The 24,356-nt window shown below is 56.7% G+C and carries 11 protein-coding genes; 6 read left to right on the forward strand and 5 right to left on the reverse strand.

Annotated features, from left to right (window positions below):
- Positions 1–89 precede the first annotated feature (89 nt).
- Entirely contained in the window at positions 90–992 is a 903-nt protein-coding gene (locus KTT_RS06435; protein ID WP_126595186.1) for a J domain-containing protein, read from the reverse strand.
- Between the two features lie 96 nt (positions 993–1,088).
- Between KTT_RS06435 and KTT_RS06440 the strand changes: the two genes are divergently transcribed.
- Positions 1,089–1,781 (forward strand): DUF6062 family protein, encoded by a 693-nt coding sequence (locus KTT_RS06440; RefSeq protein WP_126595187.1) that lies wholly within the window; start codon positions 1,089–1,091, stop codon positions 1,779–1,781.
- A gap of 61 nt (positions 1,782–1,842) precedes the next feature.
- Here the strand turns inward: KTT_RS06440 and gltB are convergent, their stop codons facing one another.
- Positions 1,843–6,378 carry a glutamate synthase large subunit gene (gene gltB / locus KTT_RS06445; RefSeq protein WP_126595188.1) on the reverse strand — a complete coding sequence of 1,512 codons (4,536 nt, stop codon included), beginning with the start codon at positions 6,376–6,378 and terminating at the stop codon, positions 1,843–1,845.
- Between the two features lie 861 nt (positions 6,379–7,239).
- Here gltB and ppc point away from each other — a divergent pair.
- Positions 7,240–10,158 (forward strand): phosphoenolpyruvate carboxylase, encoded by a 2,919-nt coding sequence (gene ppc / locus KTT_RS06450; protein WP_126595189.1) that lies wholly within the window; start codon positions 7,240–7,242, stop codon positions 10,156–10,158.
- A gap of 381 nt (positions 10,159–10,539) precedes the next feature.
- Here the strand turns inward: ppc and KTT_RS06455 are convergent, their stop codons facing one another.
- Positions 10,540–12,408 carry a hypothetical protein gene (locus KTT_RS06455; protein ID WP_126595190.1) on the reverse strand — a complete coding sequence of 623 codons (1,869 nt, stop codon included), beginning with the start codon at positions 12,406–12,408 and terminating at the stop codon, positions 10,540–10,542.
- A gap of 1,467 nt (positions 12,409–13,875) precedes the next feature.
- Between KTT_RS06455 and KTT_RS06460 the strand changes: the two genes are divergently transcribed.
- From KTT_RS06460 to carB, 4 genes are all read left to right on the forward strand, one after another.
- Entirely contained in the window at positions 13,876–14,940 is a 1,065-nt protein-coding gene (locus KTT_RS06460; RefSeq protein ID WP_126595191.1) for a P-loop NTPase family protein, read from the forward strand.
- 30 nt (positions 14,941–14,970) lie between these two features.
- Positions 14,971–16,011, forward strand: a complete 1,041-nt coding sequence (locus tag KTT_RS06465) for an N-acetylornithine carbamoyltransferase (protein ID WP_126595192.1) — start codon at positions 14,971–14,973, stop codon at positions 16,009–16,011.
- Positions 16,012–16,123: 112 nt separating this feature from the next.
- Positions 16,124–17,209 carry a glutamine-hydrolyzing carbamoyl-phosphate synthase small subunit gene (gene carA / locus KTT_RS06470; RefSeq protein WP_126595193.1) on the forward strand — a complete coding sequence of 362 codons (1,086 nt, stop codon included), beginning with the start codon at positions 16,124–16,126 and terminating at the stop codon, positions 17,207–17,209.
- Positions 17,209–20,442 carry a carbamoyl-phosphate synthase (glutamine-hydrolyzing) large subunit gene (carB, locus tag KTT_RS06475; protein ID WP_126595194.1) on the forward strand — a complete coding sequence of 1,078 codons (3,234 nt, stop codon included), beginning with the start codon at positions 17,209–17,211 and terminating at the stop codon, positions 20,440–20,442. The genes carA and carB overlap by 1 nt, the downstream gene beginning before the upstream one ends.
- Positions 20,443–20,478: 36 nt before the next feature.
- On the opposite strand, the gene KTT_RS06480 is transcribed toward carB, so the two are convergent.
- Positions 20,479–22,236 carry an ATP-binding cassette domain-containing protein gene (locus tag KTT_RS06480; protein ID WP_126595195.1) on the reverse strand — a complete coding sequence of 586 codons (1,758 nt, stop codon included), beginning with the start codon at positions 22,234–22,236 and terminating at the stop codon, positions 20,479–20,481.
- Positions 22,233–23,984, reverse strand: a complete 1,752-nt coding sequence (locus KTT_RS06485) for an ABC transporter ATP-binding protein (RefSeq protein ID WP_126595196.1) — start codon at positions 23,982–23,984, stop codon at positions 22,233–22,235. Before KTT_RS06485 ends, KTT_RS06480 begins: the two co-directional genes overlap by 4 nt.
- Between the last annotated feature and the right edge of the window lie 372 nt (positions 23,985–24,356).

The following is a 24,356-nucleotide window of genomic DNA, read 5'->3' on the forward strand; positions in this document are numbered from 1 at the left end:
CGCTGCGCAGCCGCGCTGTTTTTTTATGGTGGTGCATGGGCTGCGCGTCAGCGCAGCCCATGCACCACCATAAAACGGATTCCTGATGTCTACAGATGACCACCCAGGGCCACCATGGCGATCAGCAACACCAGCAGCAGGCCCACGCCAATCCAGAGTGTACGCATCAACAGCGCTTTCTGATTGGCTTTGTGGCGCAGTTCGGTGACGCGCTGATCCTCCGCCGGCGACCAGCGGGCCCGTCCACAATAGGGGCAGAGCGGAAAGAGCTCATAGGGTGGGCAAAGTCCCCCCAGTTCATCACGCCGGCCCGAGCCGTAGGAATACGAACCGATCTCATAACGGATCTGCTCGCTCTCAAAGACGGCGTTACAGTGGACACAGCGTAACAGCAAAAATTCGGGCCAGTCCAGGGCGTGGCAACTGGGACAATACCGGGGCTGCTGCTGGCCCTGCCAGCGATGGTGGCAGCGGTGACAGAAATATTGTCCCTGTGGCGTTTTAGGGGCAACGCCACGCAGCATACCGTCCTGGGCCAGGCGTCCGGCGTCAGAAGGCGCAAGTGTATAATCAAAATCGACCAGGTTGATGCGGGCAGGTTTGCCCGACATCAGGGCAGGGAACGCATAGTGTCGCTGGCGATCACGCCGGGCCTCGGGCGTCACCTCATCGCTCGCGGCCCTACCGCCTCGTGGGCGTACCGTGGCCGCCGGGTGAGCAGCAGCACTGGATGCTGGGACTTTATAGCCGCGTCCACCGCGCTCGTCCAGCAGATACTCGGAGCGCCGGGCGTCATACTGCTTGCGCTCAAGCGGATCACTGAGCGTCTGATATGCCTGCAGCAGCTGGCTCATCCGCTCATTGGCATCCGAACCAGCATAGACATCAGGATGATATTGAAGCGCCAATTTCTTGAAGGCCGCCTTAATGACGCTCGGTTCTGCATCCACCGGCACCTCAAGCAACGCATAATAATCAGTAAAAGTATTCATTCGCTAGGTGTGTAATCGATATGTAAGCTGGCAATTTTTTGTAAAACAAGGTATCTTCTAGTACATAGACGAATAACTAATCAAAAGGTTGTACATATGGTCAAAACACGAGAATATCAGGCGTTGCTCAGCGCTTGTGCCCGGGAAGGTTGCCTCCTTTGTAATCTGGTTCATGAAAGTATCTATCGCTACCTGGACTCCTGGAAGTATGAACTCTTTACAGATGTAGAGATTCGGCAAGAATTGCGCAACACGCAGGGCTTCTGCTATATTCATACCTGGCAGCTGGCACGCATGGGTGCCACCTTGCCCATCGCGCAGGCATATCGCGATATTCTCTCCGACACCATTGATCAGTTACAGCAGAACAGCTCCGCCACGGGTCCATCAGGAGGATTATTCCGCCGGCTCTTCGAGAACAAGGAGGACGCCACCAATAAACCTGATTGTCCCGCCTGCAAACAGAAAGCGCAGGCCGAGGAACGCTACATCCACAGCCTGCGCCAGGCATTGCTCGACGATGAATTTCTGGCCGCCCTCTCGCAATCCACCGGACTGTGCCTGGACCACTTTAAGCTGGCCAGCGAGATGCGCACCAAAGAGGTTCCCGGCAACTGGTATCAGCGCCTGCGCCAGGCCCAGCTCACCTGTCTACAGCGGCTCGACGCCCAGCTGGGCGAGTTGATCCGCAAGCACGACTATCGCTTTAAAGAGGAGGAGCGCGGCAGCGAGATGCTTGCCTGGAAGCGGGCAGCCGGCCTCGTCGCCGGAGAAGACGTTCTTTCGTGATGTAACATGAAGATGGGCGCCGGACCGGCGCCCATCTTCATGTTACATCACATATTTATCCTTAATGAGAGACGCTCAACAGACCATCATAGTCGCTGGCGCCGATGAAATCGCGCGCGGAGACCGTCGAGTTCTCGGGCTGGACGCGCCAGAACTTGCCGCTGAGTTGATCCCAGTCGGCCAGGATCTCTTCGGCGTATTTGCTGCGCGTCCTGCGCGCATGCAGCTCAACGACGCTGCGCAGGGCTTCCAGCTCGCTGCCATCTTCGATACGGCTGAGTCCAACCATCTCTGTGTTGCAGCGACCTACGAAGTGGTCCTCACGATCCAGCACGTAGGAGACACCGGCGGACATGCCAGCGCCGAAGTTCTGTCCGGTCTCACCCAGGACCACAACCATGCCACCGGTCATATACTCGCAGGCGTGATCGCCAACACCCTCGACTACGGCGACGGCACCACTATTGCGGACCGCGAAGCGCTCACCGGCACGACCAGCCGCGAAGAGGTAGCCAGCCGTTGCTCCATACAGGGCCGTATTGCCAAGGATGATGTTATCCTGCGAGGCAAAGGTTGAATCGGTTGGCGGCACAATCACAATCTGTCCACCACCCATGCTCTTGCCGACGTAGTCGTTGGCGTCTCCACTCAGGATCAGGCGCATGCCGGATACGTTGAAGGCGCCAAAGCTCTGGCCAGCAGAACCGGTAAAGTTGCAGGTGATGCTGATACCAGGCAGACCCTCGTTGCCGTAGCGCCGGGCGATTTCACCCGCCAGGCTGACGCCGATCGAGCGATCATAGTTGTTGATCTCATGCTGGGTGATGATGCTGCGCTCGCCACGTAGAGCTGGCTCGGCATCGATCAACAGTTTTTCAGCCACCTTAGACTGTGGTACCGTCGTCTGGGCGTTGGGATCAGAGATGACCGGCAAAGAGGTCAGCAGTGGCGTCACGTCCAGATCACAATCAACTTTACCTTGCAGCAGGTCCGCGCGTCCAATAACATCCTCCAGCCGTGAGAAGCCAAGCTCGGCCAGCAGCTCGCGTACCTCTTCCGCTACCTGGGTCAGGTAGTTGATCAGGAACTGGGGACGACCGGTAAACTTGGCGCGCAGATCCTCGCGCTGGGTCGCGATGCCGGCCGGACAGGTGTTCAGGTGACACTGGCGAGCCATATCGCAGCCCAGCGAGACCAGGGCTGAGGTACCGAAACCGAATTCTTCAGCACCGAGCAGGGCGCCGATAATCACGTCGCGACCAGTCTTAAAACCACCGTCGACGCGCAGTTTCACGCGCTTGCGCAGGCCGTTCTTCACCAGCACCTGCTGGGCCTCGGCCAGACCACGCTCCCACGGCATACCCACGTGCTTGATCGACTGGATCGGTGAAGCACCGGTCCCGCCATCATGGCCGCTGATCAAGACATAGTTGGCATGACCTTTAGCGACACCGGCTGCAATCGTACCAACACCAGCCGCCGAGACCAGCTTCACACCAACACGGGCACCCGGATTGATCTGGTGCAGGTCATAGATCAGTTGCGCGATATCTTCAATACTATAGATGTCATGGTGCGGTGGAGGCGAGATCAATTGTACGCCCGGCGCCGTGTGGCGCAACTTGGCGATAAACGGCGTCACCTTGAAGGGTGGTAGCTGGCCGCCCTCACCCGGCTTGGAACCCTGAGCCATCTTAATCTCCAGCTCCTCGGCCCGCACCAGGTACTCCGGAGTCACGCCGAAGCGTGCCGACGCCACCTGCTTGATCTTACTGCTGACGGGATAGCCCTCAATGGTCTTGTGATACCACTCGGGATCTTCACCACCCTCGCCGGTATTGTTGCGCGCGCCGATGCTATTCATCGCCGCCGCGATCGTCTGGTGGGTCTCAGGACTGAGCGCGCCCACCGACATCGCCGAAATAACGAAGCGGGAGCGGATCGACTCCATCGACTCGACCTGATCCAATGGGATTGGCTCGCGCGGTACGAACTTCAGCAGGTCGCGCAGCACAGTCGCCGGTCGCTGATAGACCAGCGAGGTGAACTGCTGGTAATCTTCCTTCGCACCCGATTGCGCCGCCTTCTGCAGAGCGCGCACGATCAGGGGATTGAAGGCGTGGTATTCAGCATCGCGGCGGAAACGATAGCGGCCCAGGTCGGCCAGTTTACGCTTCTTGGGATTGGCGGCTTCAGGCGATGCCTGCGCCTGCTGCAGATCTTCCGCCTGCTTGATCAACTGCTCAGACACCAGCTGATAGGTGATCTTGCCGGTATGGAAGGTGGAACCCGCGAAGCAGCGCTCAACAAATTCAGGCACCAGGCCCAGCACCTCAAATTGTCCCGCGCCAATGATATTGCGCAGGGTCGAGATGCCCATGCGCGCCATGATCTTGCATAGACCCTCTTCAATAACGTGGATGTAGCGCTCAACAGCCAGCTCGCGCGTCACATGTTCGAGGCGACGATCGCCAGCCATGGCACGTACGCTCTCCAGCGCCATGGTGGGTACGATGGCTTCAGCACCATAGCCCAGTACCAGCGCAATCTGATGAACGTCGCAGACCTTGCCGGTCTGACAGATCAGCGAGGCACGCGAACGCAGCCCCTTGTCGATCAGAGCCCGGTGAACCGCGCCAATGGCGATCACCATCGGGACGGGCAGGCGCGTCAGCGAGGCATCGCTATCACTCAGGACGATCAGGGTAATGCCATCATTGATAGCCGCGATCGCCTCCGCCTCCAGGCGGTCAAGCGTCTTTTCAACGCCCGCGCTGCCATCGGTAATATCGAAGGTCGTCAACAGGGTACGGGAGCGGAAATGCTCGTCATCAATCTGGCACAACGACTCTAATTGAGCTTCAGTCAAAATCGGCGACTTCAAATGAATCAGGTGCGCGTGATCGGCCGTCTCGGTCAGCAGGCTGCCACGGCGACCGATGTAGGTATCCAGCGACATCACCACGCGCTCACGCAACGGGTCGATGGGAGGATTGGTCACCTGGGCGAAACGCTGCCGGAAGTAATCCGAGAACGAACGCTGCTGATTGGAAAGAACCGCCAGTGGCGCGTCATCGCCCATGCTCCAGGTCGGCTCTTTATTCTCCGACAGGATCGGGCGCAGCACCATCTCGACATCCTCATGTGTATACCCAAAGATCTGCTGACGTACGAACACATCGCTGATCTCTGGCGCATAACCGGGATCGGGCACCTCCTCAAGAGAGGACTCAGGCAGGCTCACACGATGGCTCTCCAGCCACTCTTGATAGGGCTGACGCTGGGCCAGGGCCTCTTTAATATCCGCATCGCGCAGGAAAACCTGGTGCTCCAGATCAACGGCGATCATCTCACCGGGTCCGAGGCGACCCTTCTCCACGACATCCTGCGGCTCAACCGAGACTACACCGACCTCTGACGCAACGATCAGCAGGCCCTGGGCGGTCAGCACGTAGCGAGCGGGACGCAGGCCATTGCGATCCAGCGCCGCGCCAACGGTACGGCCATCGGTAAAGACCAGAGCGGCCGGACCATCCCATGGCTCAATCAGACCGGCATGGTAATCGCACCACGCGCGCCGGGCGGCATCCAGTTCTGGATCATGCTCCCAGGCGGGCGGGACCAGCATCTGCATACTCTGCAGCAGATCGCGACCAGAGGCGGCCAGAAACTCCAGCGCATTGTCCAGTTGGGCGGAATCGCTGTTTCCAGGCTGCACCACGGGCAGCAGATCTTGTATCTGCTCATTCCAATACGGCGACGTCATAGAGCCTTCGCGCGCCTGCATCCAGTTGCGGTTGCCCTGAATAGTATTGATCTCACCATTGTGGGCCAGCAAGCGCATTGGTTGGGCCAATGGCCAGGCAGGAAATGTATTGGTGCTATAACGCTGATGGAAGACAGCCAGCGCGCTCGTAAAGCGCGGATTGGCCAGGTCTTGATAGAAGTTGGCCAGGTCATTGGGCGCCAGCAAGCCTTTGTGAACGAGAACGGTATTGGAAAGTGAGGCGATGTAACAATCTGAAATATCAGCCTCCGTAAGCTTCCTCTCGATCAAACGCCGGGCATGATAGAGGGCTTTCCCATATGCCTCAACAGTAAAATCAGCGGGACAAGCGACCAGGACCTGCGCGATCTCGGGTGCAATCTCGCGGGCGCGTGTTCCCAGAACGTTATAGTTCACGGGAGGAGTACGCCAGCCCAGAATGACCAGACCGGCATCCTGCAAAACCTGCTCGATGATCTGGCGACATTGTTGCGTATGGACACTGCCCCTGGGAGGGAGAAAAACCATGCCGACACCCAGATCCGCCGGGTTGGCGACTGTCACTTGCTGTTTTTCCAGTTCCTCAAGAAGCAATGCTCTAGGAATTTGTGTGAGAATGCCAGCGCCATCATATACCTCTGCGTCCGCATCCTGGGCACCACGATGGGTCAATCGCGCCAGCGCTTCCAGGGCCTGTTGTACCAGGGAATGGTTGGCCTCACCGGAAACGTGCGCTAAGAAACCCGTGCCGCAGGCGTCATGTTCCCAACGGCTATCATAAAGCGGATACGTTTGACACGCAGATTCAATGGCTTCATGCTTGTGCGTCATGCATTGCTCTCCCAATTAAAGACTATCTTGCCAATGCTAAGAGGCACCTGCGCCGGAGCCGGAGAGTTCGACGAACTGTCGTTGGCCGCCGAAATCATTTTCGCTGTTTCGGGTATGTGCAAGAGGGACGTTGTTTCAGGCTTAAAACATTTGGAGTATGTCGTCGCGACATGGAATGGATGAGCATCATAGCTCTTCGTACAGATCTGGTAACATTACCACTTGTGGAGAGAGTATAGCATACAGATAAGCATCCAAACAAGCTTTGTATATGTAGAAAGTAACTACACTGCTCCCAGCGAAATAGTATACTTTCAACTCCCTTTTGATAGACTCTACGACAGGCAGAGCCGAAATAATGGCCATTTCTCCCCCCTACGACATTAGCGAATCCGGCGAGTGTTCCAGCCGAAAAAAGCTCAAAGCAGCGTCATAACCAGATATTGCGACAGGTAATTCAAACGCCCGGCGCTTCAATAGAGAGATTCGTCTCACAGAAGAAAGATCCACATTCCCCAACGGCCCCTGTATGATTTCTCCATAAAAGCGGGAGTGCCCCTCACCAATCCCTTCTTCTCCCTCCCGCGTGGGAGGTGCAGGAGGGCGTCTGGCCCTCCTGCCGGGGGCGTGGGGGTGTCCCCCCACCAATTTCTTTCTTCTCCCTCGCCGCCGCAGGCGGGGAAATATGTCAACCAGCTACATCTTGCCTGCGGCACAAATATGCTAGAATGAAAGCAAAGTGCACAAGATCAAGCCAGCAAGTGGAGCCACGCACGCGAATAAAAAGGTCTCTACACCGAGAGCATCTGGCAACGACGTTGATCCTGTACTCATCAAATGTGTTTATAGTAAGGACAGATTATGTCAGAACGAATGTACCGTCGAGAAAAAGACCATGCGCTCCGACAGGATATACGTGTCCTGGGCAACACATTGGGGCAGTCTATTCAACGGCACGAAGGCCATCAAGTCTTTGATACAGTAGAGCAATTGCGTGGCCTTTGCATCCGCCTGCGCGACCAGAGTGAGCGTCTGAAACAGGTAGACGATGCCGAGAAAATCACGATCCAGCAGCAGATTCACGATATGGAGCAAGAGATCTTGCGCATTGTGAGCGAGAGTGATCTGGATACCGCCATCGATGTAATTCGCGCTTTTACCGTCTATTTCCACCTGGTCAATACCGCCGAGCAGTACCATCGTATCCGCCGCCGGCGCGCCCATGAGCTTGATCCTCAGTCTACCCCGCAACGCGGCTCTCTTGAGGCGCTGGTCGAATTCTTTAAGCGCAACCAGATCGATGGGGAGACGCTGCAGAAGCTCTTCAATCAGATGTCGATCGATCTGGTCTTTACGGCCCATCCGACCGAGGCGACACGCCGCAGCCTGATCACGAAATCACGCCGCATTACCGAGCTCTTGAATAAATCAGATCACGCCGATCTGATGACACAGCGTGAGCGCGAGCAGTGGCAGCGCGATCTCGATACCGTCATCGATCTGCTCTGGCGAACGGACGCGGTGCGCCAGGTGCGGCCGCAACCACTGGATGAGATCAAGATGGGCATCTACTACCTGGATGAGATCATCTACTATGCCCTACCGGATCTGTACGCGGAATTCGAGGAGCTGCTGCACAAAGAATATCCCGACCTGGTGGTCCCACCCTTTTTACGCGTCGGCTCCTGGATCGGCGGCGACCAGGATGGCAATCCATTCATCCATGCCGATACGCTGCTGACAGCATTGAATCAACAGCGCAACTATATCTTAATCCATTATCGGCGTACGCTGTTTGAGCTGGCCCGCGAGTGCTCACAATCTATCGATCATTCCACCGTCACTCCGGAACTGCAGGCATCGCTGGACCGTGATATGGCGGCCATGCCAGAGTACACGGAAGAGCTGGGACCCCAGACGGCGCTCGAACCATACCGTGCCAAATTCTCACTTATGTGGAAGCGGCTGGGCGAGAACCGGGCCATGCCACCTATCCCCCAGCAACTCTCCTGGAGCTCTTCACCATTGGCGGATCAACAGGAAGAGACGGGCCAGGGGATCGCCTATAAGGACGCGGAAGAGCTGCTCGCCGATCTGCGCCTGGTGCAGGATAGCCTGCTGGCCGATGGCGAAACGACGATCGCGCAGGGTCCCTTGCAAACGCTGATCCGCCAGGTCGAGAGCTTTGGCTTCTATTTCGCCGCGCTGGACGTGCGCCAGCATAGCGAGCGCCATTCGTCCGCCGTCTCAGAACTGCTACAGGTTACCGGACTGCGCAAGGATGACTATAAGACTTTGCCCGAGCAGGAGCGCGTCCAGATCCTGGAAAATCTATTGCAGGACCCACGCATCCTGACCCGGCCCGGCCTTAAACTAAGTCCGGAGACCAGCCAGATCCTGACCAACTTCCAGACGATTCGCCAGGTGCGCGAGACCTTCGGTAAGCGTGCCGTGAACTGCTACATCACCAGCATGTCGCATTCGCTCAGCGATCTACTGGAGGTGCAGTTCTTCTGCAAAGAGATGGGCATCTACGATCTGCCAATCGTGCCGCTGTTCGAGACCATTGATGACCTGCGTCGGTGTACCGACATCCTGGAGACGGCCTTTACCCATCCACTCTACCAGGAATACCTGAAGAATTGTGGCTATGAGCAGCAGGTGATGCTGGGCTATTCAGATAGCAGTAAAGATGGTGGCATCCTGACCTCAAGCTGGGAGCTCTATCAGGCCCAGAGCCGGCTGGCCACGCTGAGCCAGCGTCACGGCATCACTATTACCATCTTCCACGGTCGCGGCGGTGCCATCGGTCGCGGCGGCGGCCCCATCTACCAGGCGATCCTGGCTCAACCACCGGTCTCGGTCAATGGTCGCCTGCGCATCACCGAACAGGGTGAGATGCTCTCGTTCAAATACGGCATCCATGACATCGCGATCCGCAACATGGAACTGGTGATCGCCGGGGCCGTGCAGTCCAGTATTCCCATCGAACATATCGTTGAATCCCAGGTCCATCCCAAACCAAAAACCGACTGGGTCGCGACCATGACCCGGCTCTCGAACAGTGCCCATAGCCGCTATCGCAAGCTGATCTATGAGGATCCGGCCTTCCTGACCTTCTTTGAGCAGGCCACCCCCATCAAAGAGATCGGCTGGCTCAACATTGGTTCCCGTCCGGCGCGCAGGACCGTTGGACGCGCCATCGAAGAGCTACGGGCCATCCCCTGGATCTTCTCCTGGATGCAGACCCGCTATGTGCTCCCAAGCTGGTATGGTGTGGGAGGCGCGCTCGAAGAATACCTGCAGGAAGATCCCGATCGGCTGGCCCAGCTGCAGCAGATGTATAAACAGTGGCCATTCTTGCAGACCTTCCTGGATAACCTGCAGATGACGCTCTCCAAGGCGGATATGAGCATCGCCCATGTGTATGCCCACTTCCTGGTTGAAGATCGAGGGCTGAGCGAGCGCATCGCCCGCGAGATCCAGTCTGAATATGAGCGCACCTGCCGCGCGGTCACCGCCATCGTCGGCGGCAGAAATCTGCTGGATAACTCTCCCACCCTGCAGGAATCGATCCGGCGGCGCAATCCCTATGTTGATCCGCTCAGCTATTTCCAGATCATCCTCCTCAAGCGCCTGCGCGCCCTGGGTGGTCCCCTTACGCTGGACGCGGAAGCGCAAAAGCAGGCATCAGCCGAAGAGAACGAGCGTGCCCGCCTTACCTATGCGGTACTCCTGACCATCAATGGTATTGCCGCCGGCGTCCGCAATACCGGTTAAAGGTTCGGAGTTCACCTCCGATTGAACAAGAAGCGCCGCTCCCTGGTCGGGGAGCGGCGCTTCTTGTTCAATCGGATATTTTATTGTTCGCGCTTGAATTCTTTAATAAATTTTGGTAAGAGGATAAGATGCGATGATAGGGCGACGGTCCATAACGCCACCGTGATGACATTACCATATTTTTGTGTAAAAGAACTATTTTTTTGTGTTGTCCCTAATACCATTATACGTCCTCTCAGCTCTACAATCTCAGCCATAAGTGTTAGCCATACACTAACATATACACATCATACCCAACAGATGGTTACGGAATCAAACACAGCTACAAGGGTTCGGATCTCGCGTTTTAATTGGACGCGAGGTCCGAACCTATGAGGGTGGTCATTTGCGGGGCGTGGGCGCAGGGGTTGCGGTGGCCCCGAGGTTGATGGTGGTGTCGTCAAAGGTTTTGAGGTTGACCACGGTTCCGCTGGCGCCGCTGTAGGTGACGGTTACAGTGTCGCCGGTCTGGACCAGGGGCAGCTTGGGTGACAGCGAGAGGTTGGCCGTGAAGATGTACGGCTGTCCCGCGATCTGCAGGTAGTAGATGGTACTCGTTCCCTGCTGGACCGAGGAGATGCGCTGCACCTTACCGCTGGCGGTCTGTATCTGCCCGCTCGTGCTGCCGCCCGAGTTACCACTGCTGCCCTGGGAGGTCAGCCATTGCTGGTAATCGCGCAGGCCGGAGCCGAGGTCGGGATCGAACTGCACATTGTTGCCATTGAGCTCACGAGCATCGACCAGGCCGACCGCCTGGAAGATATCGCCACTCGCCGTACTTTGTGTATAAATGGCCACCCAGGTGGGCGTATTATAGATCTGATAGAGCTGAACCGAGGAGACATTATAGCCACGAATATTGGCGCGCGTGGACTGGAACGTCTTGGTCACGTTATCCCCAATTCCTAAGCCCGCCGACTTGCTATAGAAGCTGGCCTCGTTTTTGTGCGTGTCAAACAGGAATACACCGGTGCTCGAATTGTCATTTGAGGACGCTGAAGACATCGGAATCAGCCATACAGGCTGGTCGACATTGTTGTAAAGAAGCTCGGGAGCGCTGGCAGGCGATTGCTGGCCCAGGCCAGAAGGATTGAACCAGGGAGCAGCATGATAGAGCCCCCACCAGCTGAGATACTGCGAGACGGTCTCCGCCGGCATAACACGATCAACCCAGGCAGGTACGTTCTGGGGACTGTATTCTTTGATGTCGCCCGTATGGGCATCCACCAGCAAGACCTTACTCAGCACGTCACCGGTATAACCACGCGAGGGCTGCATCAGAGAGATGGTCCAGTAGGGATGCAGGCTATCATCCAGCTCAAGAGTTGGATCGACCAGCCGCCCATAGGTATAGCCACTGAGATAGACGTGACGCAACAGGTCCTGATTCAGCAGCGCTCCCGGCAGGTAGCGAATCGTTGACTGCGTATCTGTATGCAGCTGCGGTGCCTGCTGAGGATCTTCAGCATCGACCATCACAAAGCCAGGCGTTACCGGATTGGAAAGGTTCACAAACAGGTTGTTATAGCTTAACTCTGCCACATAATAGAGGTGATGATTGATCGATTGCAAGGTATAACTATCGGGATTCAGTTGATAGGCCGAACCAAGATTCTGGCCCGTCGATCCCAGGATCTGCTGTCCCTTGTATGACGCGATGCTCTGACTGACCAGCACGATATGGCCGGCATCGGTCGGCGGCAGATTTGGCGCGGACTGCATGGTGACATGGGGAATCGCCGCCAGCGCCTTGGCGTTGCCATCGAACCAGGTGGTAAAGATGTTGATGAGCAGGGTAGCAGCGATCCCAAAGACGGCCACGACAATCAGGCCGAAGATACCCGCGGCAATCGAGCGGCGCGAAACTTTGGCGGCATCGACTTTGGGGGTATAGACCTGGCCCTGGCTGGCACTCAGGCTCATCTCCAGCGCCCCGCGCGCACCCCCGGCGATCGCGAATAGATTAATAATGCTGCTGATCAGCAACGGCCAGAGTACCCACTGCCAGCCCCAGAAGGGTCCGGTAAAGGCAGGTTCAGAGAAGTAGAGGATCAATAAGCAGAACACGTAATTGAAAATGGTAAAACCCGTAAACCAGCGCACAAATGAACGCGCCTCGAAAGGCTCCTTGCGTCCAAACCCCAGCCGTCCGATGGTCAGCAAGGCCATAACGATCAGGGTGCCGATCAGTGCCAGCAACAGAATGATCATCTGGATCAATCCCTCTTGTTCAGAGGCAAGAGGTCTCCTTTTCTCAAATGCAACAATAACATTTTGCTATTATTTTTATAGCATACTGCTATTGCTGTGTCAAGGCTTTTGGCTGCAAAGATGTGCTAGACACACATGAGTGTGTCTGACTTCTGTTATCACGGGGATGCGTGATGGCCCCCGCACGCGCGTCCGCTGCGCGGCCGCCTGATTTTTTATGATGGTGCACCAGGGGCGCATCCGCGCCCCTGGTGCACCATCATACTATGGGCTGTTGGCCACCACACAAGCTTTCGCGCCTGCGTGGCTCACGGATCAGCTTTGAGTTGGTGCAGGGAGGGCGCAGATGTGCCCCTGGTGTGCCAACATATTGGCCACCACACAAGCTTTCGCGCCTGCGTGGCTCACGGATCAGCTTTGAGTTGGTGCAGGGAGGGCGCAGATGTGCCCCTGGTGTGCCAACATATTGGCCACCACACAAGCTTTCGCGCCTGCGTGGCTCACAGGTCAGCTTTGAGTTGGTGCAGGGAGGGCGCAGATGTGCCCCTGGTGTGCCAACATATTGGCCACCACACAAGCTTTCGCGCCTGCGTGGCTCACAGGTCAGCTTTGAGTTGGTGCAGGGAGGGCGCAGATGTGCCCCTGGTGTGCCAACATATTGGACACCACACAAGCTTTCGCGCCTGCGTGGCTCACGGATCAGTTTTGAGTTGGCGCAGGGAGGGCGCGGATGCGCCCTCCCTGCGCCAACTCAAAAAACCAGCGCGGCCGCGCAGCGGACGCGCGTATGGGGAGGCGTGATAGCCCCATGATGGCTTAAACAGCAGGATAGGTAGCACCATGCTTAAAACATGTGCTGTAAGAGTTCCACATAAAGTGCTTGTAAATAGTATGCATGACTCACATTCATTCAGGACGTTTATTCGTTGACATTTCACAAGGTGGATGGTACTCTTTTTGAAAGACAAATAAATAACCAGACCCGCGCTGATCGAAAATAGTATGAGAGAAGCACCTGACAGCGATCCGAAAGAGAGTGGAAGTTCGGAATGGGAAAGCTCTTTCAAAACGCCTTCGTGAGCGGCTGACCGAAGAAAGTTATCCCGGCTCTTACCTGAGCCAGGGGAGCAAGTAGGACAGGTGGGTGGTTCCCACGTCGCGCATTAACCAGGAAAAGTGGTCACTGTCAGTTTTGTCACGAGGACGTGAACAGGCTAAGCTGCAGATAGTGACAATTGGGGTGGCACCACGGGCATAGCTCTACCTCGAAGTTTGAGAACTTCTAGCGTGACTATTCTCGTCCCTTCAAAAGAATGGAGGGGGCGAGGATTTTTTTTACCCCTTTGCACCTTCCATCTATCACATTCCAACTTTTTCTTTGTCCTCTCTCGGAAACGTTATGAGCCTGCCAGTAACAGGCATACGTGCAATGAGGGCAAAACAGTCAGGAAGAAGAGGTGCAATACCATGCAGATGCAACTTACAAAGATTCCCTCAGCAGTGCGCAAGCTTGACGTACCATCAGTGGTTGAGATCAGTGAGCAGATTATCCCTGAAGAAGGCGCGGTCCTGATCGCGGAGGCGCTGTCGGACGCGGGCAAGAATAATCTGTTAGAATTCACCACCGGGCGCATCGGTTTTCTGGTAGAGGGAGATGTCCTACCAGTCGTCCTCGGGAAGCGGCGCGCGCTGCGCGAGTATAGTGGCGATATCCCCAAACATGTCGCCGTTGGTGACTTGCTCTATTATCTGTGCGAAAGTGGTGTTGTGGGCGAGATCCGTGGCCTCAACGAGCAGTGGGGCGCCCCCATGCAGGTCAGAATTCTGGGCAGCCTGGTCGAAAATGGTCGTCAGGTCAACATTAAGGATGCCGCCCTTCCCCATCACACAACATTGGAGCAGAGCGCTCCCATCATTGGCGTGGTCGGCACCTGCATGAATATCGGCAAGACCACCACCATCTGCAAGATCATCAAACATTTTACGCAAAAGGGCCAGAAGGTCGCGGGCGTCAAGCTCTCGGGCGTCGCCTCTACGCAGGATCTGGATAAGATCGCAGACGCCGGGGCATCTCCAGTCGTCGGCTTTATGGATGCCGGTCTGCCCTCGACCTGCGGTGATCCTCAAGAAGTGATTGAGGCCGCCATCAGCGTGCTGCAGGAGGCCAACAAGTCAAATCCAGATCTGATCATCGCCGAGTTCGGCGACGGCATCCTGGGCGAATATAACGTCGGTCATATCCTGAAATCACCTGAGATTCAGCAACACATCAGCTCATTTATCGTGGGAGCCGGAGACCTGGTTGGAGCGTGGGGCGCGCAGCAGATCATGCACCAGTACGGAGTTACCGTCACTCTGATTACTGGTCCCGCTGTCAACAACGATACCGGCGTCCAGTTCGTGGAGAGCCATTTTGGCGTCCCCGCCGAGAGCAATCAGCACGCCATGCCGAAGACACTACACCTGGTCGAGAAAGACCTGGCCGCGATCAAGCAGAAACAGCATGTACAGGCCGTCGCGGTACAATCTTAAGCAGAGTCAGTACGTACAGGAGAACATCGTATGCTTCAACAGCAAACCACTACCCATTTCCTGAATACGGCCGACCTGCCCCAGGAAGAGATCCAGGCGCTCATCTCGCTGGCCTTAGATTTAAAACAGGGTAAGGTGCAGAAGAGTCTGGCCGGTAAGACACTGGCCACGCTCTTCTTCAATCCCTCGGTTCGCACGAGAGTCTCGTTCGCCACGGCCATGTCCAGGCTGGGCGGACAGGCGCTAGAGATCAGCGGCAACAACGTATGGTCGTTTGAATACGCCGATGACGTGGTAATGGATGGCTCAACCATCGAGCATGTCAAAGAGGTTGCCCCCGTGCTCTCGCGCTACTGCGACGGCCTGGCCATCCGCTGCAGCGAGCTGGTCACCAAATCGACCGAAAGCGCCAGCACCGGCAGCTGGGCCGAGTCCAAACAGGATATCGTGCTCAACAGCTTCGCGAAGTACGCCAGCGTACCCGTCATTAATATGGAATCCAACGTCTATCATCCCTGCCAGGGGCTAGGAGACGCCGTCACCATCAAAGAACAATTGGGCGAGACAAAGGGCAAAAAATACGTTCACACCTGGGCCTACCATCCCAAAGCACTGCCAATGGCCACCACCAATTCACAACTGCTGGCCGCCTGCGACCTGGGTATGGACGTTGTACTGGCACATCCACAGGGATGGGAACTAGATCCTGAGATCCTTGAAGTGGCCCAGAAACGTGTTATACAGAGTGGGGGCTCATTTTCCATCTCATATGATCAGAAAGAAGCCCTGGAAGACGCGGATATCGTGTGTGCAAAAAGCTGGGGCGCCCTCCCCTACTACGGCAACTGGGAAGCTGAAAAACAGGCCCGGGCGCAACTGAAAGACTGGATTGTTGATGAGCCAAAGATGGCTCGTACCAGACAGGGCAAATTTATGCACTGCCTGCCGGTGCGTAGAAATGTCGAGGTCACGCAAGGCGTACTGGATGGTCCCGGTTCAATCGTCATTGACGAAGCTGAAAATAGAATGTGGGCCCAGATGGCCTTGCTGGCAACCCTGCTTGGGAACTGAGCCAGCCACGCGGCATCTACCAGATAACTGATCCATTTCGGTTGACCTGTCATTATGTTCTGCTTAAACCTCCTGGCGGCAAGGGAGGAGTGGTAGTAAGAAAGGATGATCCATGCACACGCCAGTACTAACCAGACCAGATTCAATTCAGCGGCCTCTGCGCCACGGCAAACTAATCCTGGAAGATGGGACGCAATTTGAGGGCCGCTCCTTTGGCTATGAAGAGGGACGATCCGGTGAGGTCGTCTTCAGCACCGGTATGGTGGGCTATCCCGAGTCGCTGACTGATGCCTCGTTCGCCGGTCAGATCCTGACCCTGACCTATCCCCTGGCCGGCAACTATGGTGTGCCCTCCCAGGACAAATGGGAAGATAATCGCATCCACGCCACCGGGCTGATCGTCTCCAACTATATTGATACGCCGTCACACGCCCAGAGCACGATGACCCTGAGCGAGTGGCTCAAGCAGCAGAAGGTGCCAGCACTTGAAGTCAAGGATACGCGCCTGCTCACCCAGCATATTCGTAACCACGGAGCCATGCTGGCGAAAATCGTCTTCGATGAGGACGTGCCTTTCTTTGATCCCAATCAGAGCAACCTGATCTCACAGGTCTCCACCCGCGAGGTCACCATCTCAGGAGACGGTCCCAAAACGATCGCGCTGCTGGACTGCGGCGCCAAGAAGAATATCGTGCGCTGTCTGCAGCGCCGCAATGTGCGCATCGCCACAGTGCCCTGGGATTATAACCTGTTCGCACCAGATATCCCCTTCCATTTCGACGCCCTGCTGATCTCCAATGGTCCGGGCAATCCCAAGACGGCCACAGCGACCATTCAGACCATTCGCACGGCGCTGGAACAGAAGATCCCCACACTGGGCATCTGCATGGGCAACCATCTGCTGACACTGGCGGCCGGCGGCGATACCAGCAAGATGAAGTTCGGGCATCGCAGCCAGAATCAGCCCTGCATCATGCAGGACAGCCCGCGCTGCTACATCACAACCCAGAATCACGGCTTCGTGGTCAGCGAGGTGCCACCCGACTTCAAACCCTGGTTTATCAATGCCAACGACGGCAGCAACGAGGGCATCATGCATGTCTCGCAACCCTTTATGTCGGTTCAATTCCATCCCGAAGCGGCCCCGGGACCGGTGGACACTGAGTGGATCTTTGATTACTTCCTGGAGAAGATTTGATGGAACAATTACGCAAAGTGCTGCTGCTGGGGTCTGGTGCCTTGAAGATTGGACAGGCCGGTGAGTTCGACTATTCTGGCTCGCAGGCCCTGAAGGCGTTAAAGGAGGAGGGGGTCCAGACCGTCCTGATCAATCCCAATATCGCGACCATCCAGACCTCGCAACTGCTGGCGGACCGCGTCTACTTTCTGCCTGTGACGCCCTACTTCGTGGAGCAGGTCATCCAACGCGAGCAGCCGGATGGCATCCTGCTCTCATTCGGCGGTCAGACGGCCCTGAACTGCGGCATCCAGCTGCATGAACAGGGGATTCTGGCCCGCCACAACGTGCGCATCCTGGGCACACCAATCTCAGCCATTATTCTGACCGAGGATCGGCAGAAGTTCGCCGAACATCTGCATAGCATCAATATTCCGACTCCGCAGAGTCAGAGCGCCACCACGCTGGCCGAGGCACTTGAACTGGGAGAGCAGATCGGCTTTCCCGTGATGGTGCGCGCCGGTTTCGCCCTGGGTGGACAGGGCTCGGGTATCGCCAAAACAAAAAATGAACTTGAGCATATCGTTAAACATGCACTCTCATTTGCCCCGCAGGTGCTGGTTGAACAATATCTTCATCACTATAAAGAAATAGAATATGAAGTTGTGCGAGATCATCATGATAACTGCATCACCGTCTGTAATATGGAGAATATGGATCCGCTGGGCATCCACACCGGCGAATCGATCGTGGTCGCGCCCAGCCAGACCCTGACCAACGAGGAATACCACCTGCTGCGCGCAGCCTCGATCCAGATCGTGCGCAGCCTGGGTATCGTCGGCGAATGCAACGTCCAGTTCGCCCTCGATCCCATGAGCACCCAATATTATGTCATTGAGGTCAACGCACGCCTCTCGCGCAGCTCGGCTTTAGCCAGTAAGGTCACTGGCTATCCACTGGCCTATATCGCCGCCAAACTGGCGCTCGGCTACGATCTGACCAGCCTGCCCAACAAGGTCACCGGCGTAACGCGGGCCTGCTTCGAGCCCAGCCTCGACTACCTGGTCGTCAAGATACCACGCTGGGATATCGCCAAGTTCAAGGGGGTGGTGGAGACGATTGGCACAGGTATGAAGTCCGTGGGCGAGGTGATGGGTATCGGACGCACCTTTGAGGAGGCCTACCAGAAAGCCTTGCGCATGCTGGAGCAGAATTTCGAGGGCGCGCTGCCAGCCGCCGACTTCTTCTCCTCACCAGAAGAGATGCGACACTACCTCTCCACGCCGACGCCCAAACGGCCCTTCGCGCTGGCGCAGGCGCTCCAGCAGGGCATCACTATCGAAGAGATCTATACGCTGACCGGCATCAATCCCTGGTTTCTGGCGCGTATCCTCAATATCATCGAACACGAACAGACGGTAACGCCCGACGGCGAGCTGACGGCCGAGCAGTTGTGGGAGATGAAGCAGCTAGGCATCTCGGATAAGCGTATCGCCGAGTTGCACGGTAGCAACGAGATGGGCATCCGCCAGCTGCGCCAGCGGCTAGGAGTACTTCCTTCGGTTTTGCAGATCGATACGCTGGGCGCGGAGTTTCCGGCCGAGACCAACTATCTCTACCTGACCTACAACGCACGGCACAACGACGTCACCCCCTGCAGCGGCGGCGGAATCATCGTGCTCGGTTCTGGTCCCTACCGCATCGGTTCCTCGGTGGAGTTCGACTGGACCAGCGTCAGCACCGTCGAGGCGCTGAAGAAGCACGGCAGACAGGCCATCATCATCAACAGCAATCCCGAAACGGTCTCCACCGACTACGACGTCTCCGATCGGCTCTACTTTGAAGAGCTGACCTTTGAGCGCATCGCCGACATCTACGACTTCGAGCAGCCGGAGGGCCTGATCGTCTCGGTAGGTGGACAGACGCCCAATAATCGCGCTCGGGCGCTGGCAGCCTATGGCTGTCAACTGCTGGGCACTCTGGCGAAAAATATTGATCGCGCCGAGAACCGCAGCACCTTCTCACAGCTGCTGGACACACTGGGCGTGCGGCAGCCAGAGTGGGATACGTTCACGACGCTGGACGAGCTGACGGCCTTCGCCGACCGCGTCGGCTACCCGGTCCTGATTCGTCCATCCTATGTGCTCTCGGGCAGCGCCATGAAGGTCTGCGACACGCCCGAAGAACTGGAGCTGTACGCCAGCCAGGCCGCCGCGCTCTCGCCTGATCATCCCGTGACCGTCTCAAAGTTCTTTGAATACGCGCGCGAGCTAGAGTTCGACGCCGTGGCCCGGCATGGACAGGTCAAGGCCCATGTCATCTCAGAGCATATCGAGAACGCCGGGGTTCACTCGGGCGACGCCACCATCGTCCTGCCGCCGCAGACCATTCCACAGGAGGTGCAGCAACAGATCGCTGTGATTGGGCACCAGATCGTGCAGGCGCTGGAGGTAACGGGTCCGGTCAACATCCAATTTCTGCTCAAAGACGGACAGCTCTACGTGATCGAGACCAACCTGCGCGCCTCGCGCACCTTCCCATTCATCTGCAAAGTTACCGGCATCAACTTCATGGACATCTTTGTGGACGCCATCTTCTCCCAGCAAGAGTTGCCCCCGGTTGAGGTCCCCAAACCGGACTTTGTCGCCCTGAAGGCGCCGCAGTTCTCCTTCGCGCGCCTGACCGGGGCCGACCCTGCCCTCAGCGTAGAGATGTCCTCCACCGGCGAGGTCGCCTGCTTCGGAGAGGATCTCGAAGAGGCCTATCTGAAGGCCATTCTGGCCTCGGGCGGCACGCTGCCGCAGAAGGGCATCTTCCTCAGCATATGCGGCGAAGACAAGCAGGAGGCCCTGCTCGCCAGCCTGCCGCATCTAAAAGAGCTGGGGCTGCCGCTCTACGCCACCGAAGAGACATGGCAATTTCTACAGGGGCACCAGATCGAAGCCACTCACCTTTCAGTGGAGAAAGGCGAGGTGGAACAGGCTTTCCGCCAGCACCAGGTTGACCTGGCCATCGTCATCGTCGCGGGCCGCCTGCAGCGCGACTTCGACCAGAACTATACCCTGCGGCGCCTGGCTATCGACTGCAACATCCACCTGGTCACCAAGATCAAGCAGATGCGCATCTTCCTGCGCGCCCTGGCTCACAAAGACCTATCTGAACTGCCCATCAAAGCCTGGGACGAGTATCAGCACGAGCAACCGCTCGCCGAACTATACATATCCGAGCCCACCTTGATGAGCAGCCAGCCATAAGCGCATAACAGCTCAGCAAAGAAGAGGAGTGACTGTTCACTCCTCTCTTTTTGCGTCCCTGAGAGAGGCTATATACTCATTGTCTGCCAGTTCCTCTAACTTACCCACAGCGTCTATCCTTCCATTTTTCATCACAATAATTTGATCCGCTCGCTGCAACGCTGCCTGGCGATGTGAGACAACAAGGCAGGTCAGATGAGGGCGAATAGCTAACCGCTGCCATAAGGTCCGTTCAGTCTCTACGTCCAGAGCGCTAGAAAGATCATCAAAGACCAGCAGTTCTGGTTCGCGCACAAACATGCGCGCGGCCGCGGCGCGTTGAATCTGGCCACCTGAAAGCCGTACTCCTCGTGTGCCAACCTGGGTAGCCAGACCATTTTCGAGCAGCGCCACATCGCGCTCCAGTACCGCATCAGTGATCGCTCGCGCCACGTCAACCTTTTCCTCTGGCAGGCCCAACAGGATATTCTCCTGCAGGCTTGCACTAAACAGCATCGGCACCTGGGGAGTATAGGCGCAACGAGGAGCCACAAAAAACTCTCCTGGTTCATCCACAGCCACGCCGTTCCAGAAAATCATTCCTGCATTGTGTGGCAGCAGTCCAAGCAGCGTTTGCAGTAGTGTCGTCTTGCCCGCCCCTATGCGTCCGGTAATAACGGTAAATGAGCCGGTGGCGATACGCAGGTTCACATCCTCAATACCGCGTCCCGAGCTGCCATGGCGATAGCTCAGGCCACTCACTTCTAGCAGAAGCAGGTGATCCTCCGCAGACTTCTCTATATACGGTACCGCGGGAAGTTCTCCATAAGTATGCAGAGGATGATGGGCAACCAGCTCTTCTGAGCTGATATCCGGCAATAACTCGGTCACACGGCGTGTGGAAACGGGAGCCAGTTTGAGGGCGGTCAGGAGCCTCCCCACGCGTCGCGGCATCATCAGCAGCCACTGCAGATAAAGCACAAAGAGCGCGAAGTCGCCAACGCTAAATGTGTGTGCCCGCAATGCTTGCGCCGCGAGCAGCACGATCAGGCCCCGCCCCAGATCAGTCATGTTCCCACCCACCGAGTTCAACACATTGCCCAGAATGGTATCTTTGAGCGAACTGACACGTCGCCGCTCATTGAGCGACTCCAGGCGCACCAATACCCTATCCTCAGCCGAGCTAACTTTAATTGCTTGCACAGCGCCAAAGATCTCGCCCAGAAAGTCCAGCGCGCGCCCTTCACTCTGGCGCGCGGCCTGCCGATAAGCTTCCAGATGTGCCCGCGCCTGATGCACGACAGTTACGATAAGGGCCAGCGGGACAACGGTAGCCAGGGTTAACAGAGCATTGATGCGCACCATAATGATCAACGCAATCAAGGAGAACAGAACCTCGCCAGACAGACGATACCACTCATTGATCACATCATCGGTAGCCAGCATGACGTCATCTACAAAGCGACTGATAAACTCGCCAGCCTGTGGGGTACCCACTACCCCTCTCTTGTCGCACAATATGGCATAAAAAAAGTTGCGCCGCACCAGGTCATTCAGCGTCTCAATACAGTACCGGTGCAGCAAGAACCAGCCCGATACCGTTACCTGGGTGACAATTTCACACACCAGCAGCAGCGCACCCAGCAACCAGAGATTAAGTCCCAGTACGGTTCGATGGCCGCTCAACCCATCGAAGATCGCGCCCGTTAGCAGGCCCGTTAAGAGCGGGAGACAGCTTGCCAGTGCCCATGCCAGTACCATTGCCCCAAATAGCAGCGGGCGATAGCGCACCAGTTTGCCCAGTGGCAGCATCATATCTGAACCTCCTCGCTTGCGATGTGCAGCAGGTGAGAGAAACGTGAATGGGGATCTGCAAGCAGACCAGTCCTCCCGCCATACTCTACCAGCTGACCATCCTCCAGAATAGCCACCTGATCCGCACGCTGAATCGTTGCCAGGCGATGCGCGATAATAATGCCGGTGCGCCCTTGCAACAGACGCGCAACGGCCCGCTCGATAAGTTGCTCCGTAACCACGTCCAGGCGCGACGAAGCTTCATCCAGAATGACTACAGATGGATTCTGCAGGAAGACACGGGCAAAGGCCAGCAGCTGCGCCTCACCGGCAGAGAAACCTGCTTCGCTAGTAGAGTCAGACCCGATAATTGTATCCAACCCTCTGGGTAGCGCCGCGTACCAGTCCTCCAATCCCAACTCGTCTAGCACCTGCACAATTCGTTCGTCGTCGCTATCCGGGGAGAAGAGAGTCAAATTGTCGCGCAGACTGGCCGGGAAAAGCTGCACCTCCTGCGTAACCATGCCCACGCGCTGCCTGAGCACCGCGATACGTTCATCCTGAATAGGGATACCGCCCAGGCTGATGCTACCCACATCGGGATCGCACAGGCGACACAATAGCCGTGCCAGCGTGCTCTTGCCGCTACCGGTGTGACCCAGCACGCCGAGCACCTCACCAGCACCGATATGCAACGTAATATCCTTCAATACTGGAGCACCCTTCTGATAGCTGAACGAGACATGCTCACAGGCCAGGGCCAGGGCGCCAGCTGGCAGCGATGTGATCCCCAGGCCATCACGCAGTACAGGTTGTAGCGCCAACAATTCATCGATACGCTTCAGGCTCGCGCTGGCCTTCTGTAAATCATCGATCTGCGCCATAATCTCTTGCAGCGGCTGCGCCAGCATCTGTGTATAGGTCACAACCAGGTAGACGGTCCCCAGAGTGATCGCACCCGCCTGGAAAAGCGCCGCCCCCAACAAAAATGCTCCTACCGCGCCCCCTGTCAACAGAATATCGGTCCCGCCAGAAATGATGATGCTGAGCCTGTGGGCGTCCCACTGACGCAAAAAGGCCACGCGCCTCCTGGCATAAAACGTGCGCATCACATAAGGGATGGCCCCGCTGGTGCGCAGGTCCACAATGCCCGTAATCTGCTCACCCACAAACCCGTGTAGATCCGCCAGCGCCGCACTGGCCTGTTTCCAGGCGGGAGAGGCCGTCTCACTCGTGCGCCGAAGCACATACAGACAGAGCAGCACGTAGACCGTCAACGCCAATCCCAGTCGCCAGTCCATACAAGAAAGCACAATCAGGATACAGATCAGAAGTAGCAGGTTAATTAAGATTTGCAGCACAAAACTTGAGAATAGATTGGCCAGTGCCGAGACATCCTCGTCGGTGCGCTCAATCAGTTCACCCGGCGTATGCGTTTGATGGAACGCCATATCCAATCCAAGACAATGGCGGACCAGATCCAGCCTCATACGATTGGTTGCGCGCCAGGCCAGATTGCCGCTCACATAGGCTGTGGCAACAGACAGCCCCTGGCTCACCAGCACCAGGGCCAGAAATAATCCACCCCGCAGCAGCAAGATCTCCAACGACTTTCCACCTACCGCATCATCGATAAAAGCACGCAATAGCTCAGGATTACCCACCCGTACCGCGACGGTAGCCGCCAGCAATACAGCCAATCCCAACACACACATGCGCTCAACACCTAGATACTTAGCCAGCACCACCCGGCGACCTGTTGTAGGCATAGATGCTCCTTGCTTTATATCAATAAAGATTAATACAGAACAACCACTGCGGCAGTGCGGCACTATCCATATGTGGGAAAAGCTCATCTACCACCTACCCCTTCCCACCAATAAAAAAGACCCCGGACAGCAACCCACGCCGTCTCAGGGTCATTTGACAAGAATGTGGATGTATTTCCACAGAAGAGCTATGGAGGCATCAAACAAACAGGGACACATTTAGCGCATGGGCACGCAGCGATTGAGAGCTCACACTGGTTTCTATCTGGTGGTGCATCGGGTACGCGAATGCGCACCCGATGCACCACCTAAAAACGAGTACGGCCGCATATGCGGACGCCCGTGCGGCGGCGCTCACGCGCGCCAGTAAAA

This window comes from Dictyobacter aurantiacus, from assembly GCF_003967515.1.
In the GTDB taxonomy this organism is placed as follows: Bacteria; Chloroflexota; Ktedonobacteria; order Ktedonobacterales; family Ktedonobacteraceae; genus Dictyobacter; species Dictyobacter aurantiacus.

Excerpts from the sequence above, each read along its gene's own strand:
- KTT_RS06435 (WP_126595186.1), bottom strand. The coding sequence starts at position 992 with ATGAATACTTTTACTGATTATTATGCGTTGCTTGAGGTGCCGGTGGAT.
- carA (WP_126595193.1), top strand. The coding sequence starts at position 16,124 with ATGCACACGCCAGTACTAACCAGACCAGATTCAATTCAGCGGCCTCTG.
- KTT_RS06455 (WP_126595190.1), bottom strand. The coding sequence starts at position 12,408 with ATGATCATTCTGTTGCTGGCACTGATCGGCACCCTGATCGTTATGGCC.
- KTT_RS06440 (WP_126595187.1), top strand. The coding sequence starts at position 1,089 with ATGGTCAAAACACGAGAATATCAGGCGTTGCTCAGCGCTTGTGCCCGG.
- KTT_RS06460 (WP_126595191.1), top strand. The coding sequence starts at position 13,876 with ATGCAGATGCAACTTACAAAGATTCCCTCAGCAGTGCGCAAGCTTGAC.
- KTT_RS06485 (WP_126595196.1), bottom strand. The coding sequence starts at position 23,984 with ATGCCTACAACAGGTCGCCGGGTGGTGCTGGCTAAGTATCTAGGTGTT.
- KTT_RS06465 (WP_126595192.1), top strand. The coding sequence starts at position 14,971 with ATGCTTCAACAGCAAACCACTACCCATTTCCTGAATACGGCCGACCTG.
- carB (WP_126595194.1), top strand. The coding sequence starts at position 17,209 with ATGGAACAATTACGCAAAGTGCTGCTGCTGGGGTCTGGTGCCTTGAAG.
- ppc (WP_126595189.1), top strand. The coding sequence starts at position 7,240 with ATGTCAGAACGAATGTACCGTCGAGAAAAAGACCATGCGCTCCGACAG.
- gltB (WP_126595188.1), bottom strand. The coding sequence starts at position 6,378 with ATGACGCACAAGCATGAAGCCATTGAATCTGCGTGTCAAACGTATCCG.
- KTT_RS06480 (WP_126595195.1), bottom strand. The coding sequence starts at position 22,236 with ATGATGCTGCCACTGGGCAAACTGGTGCGCTATCGCCCGCTGCTATTT.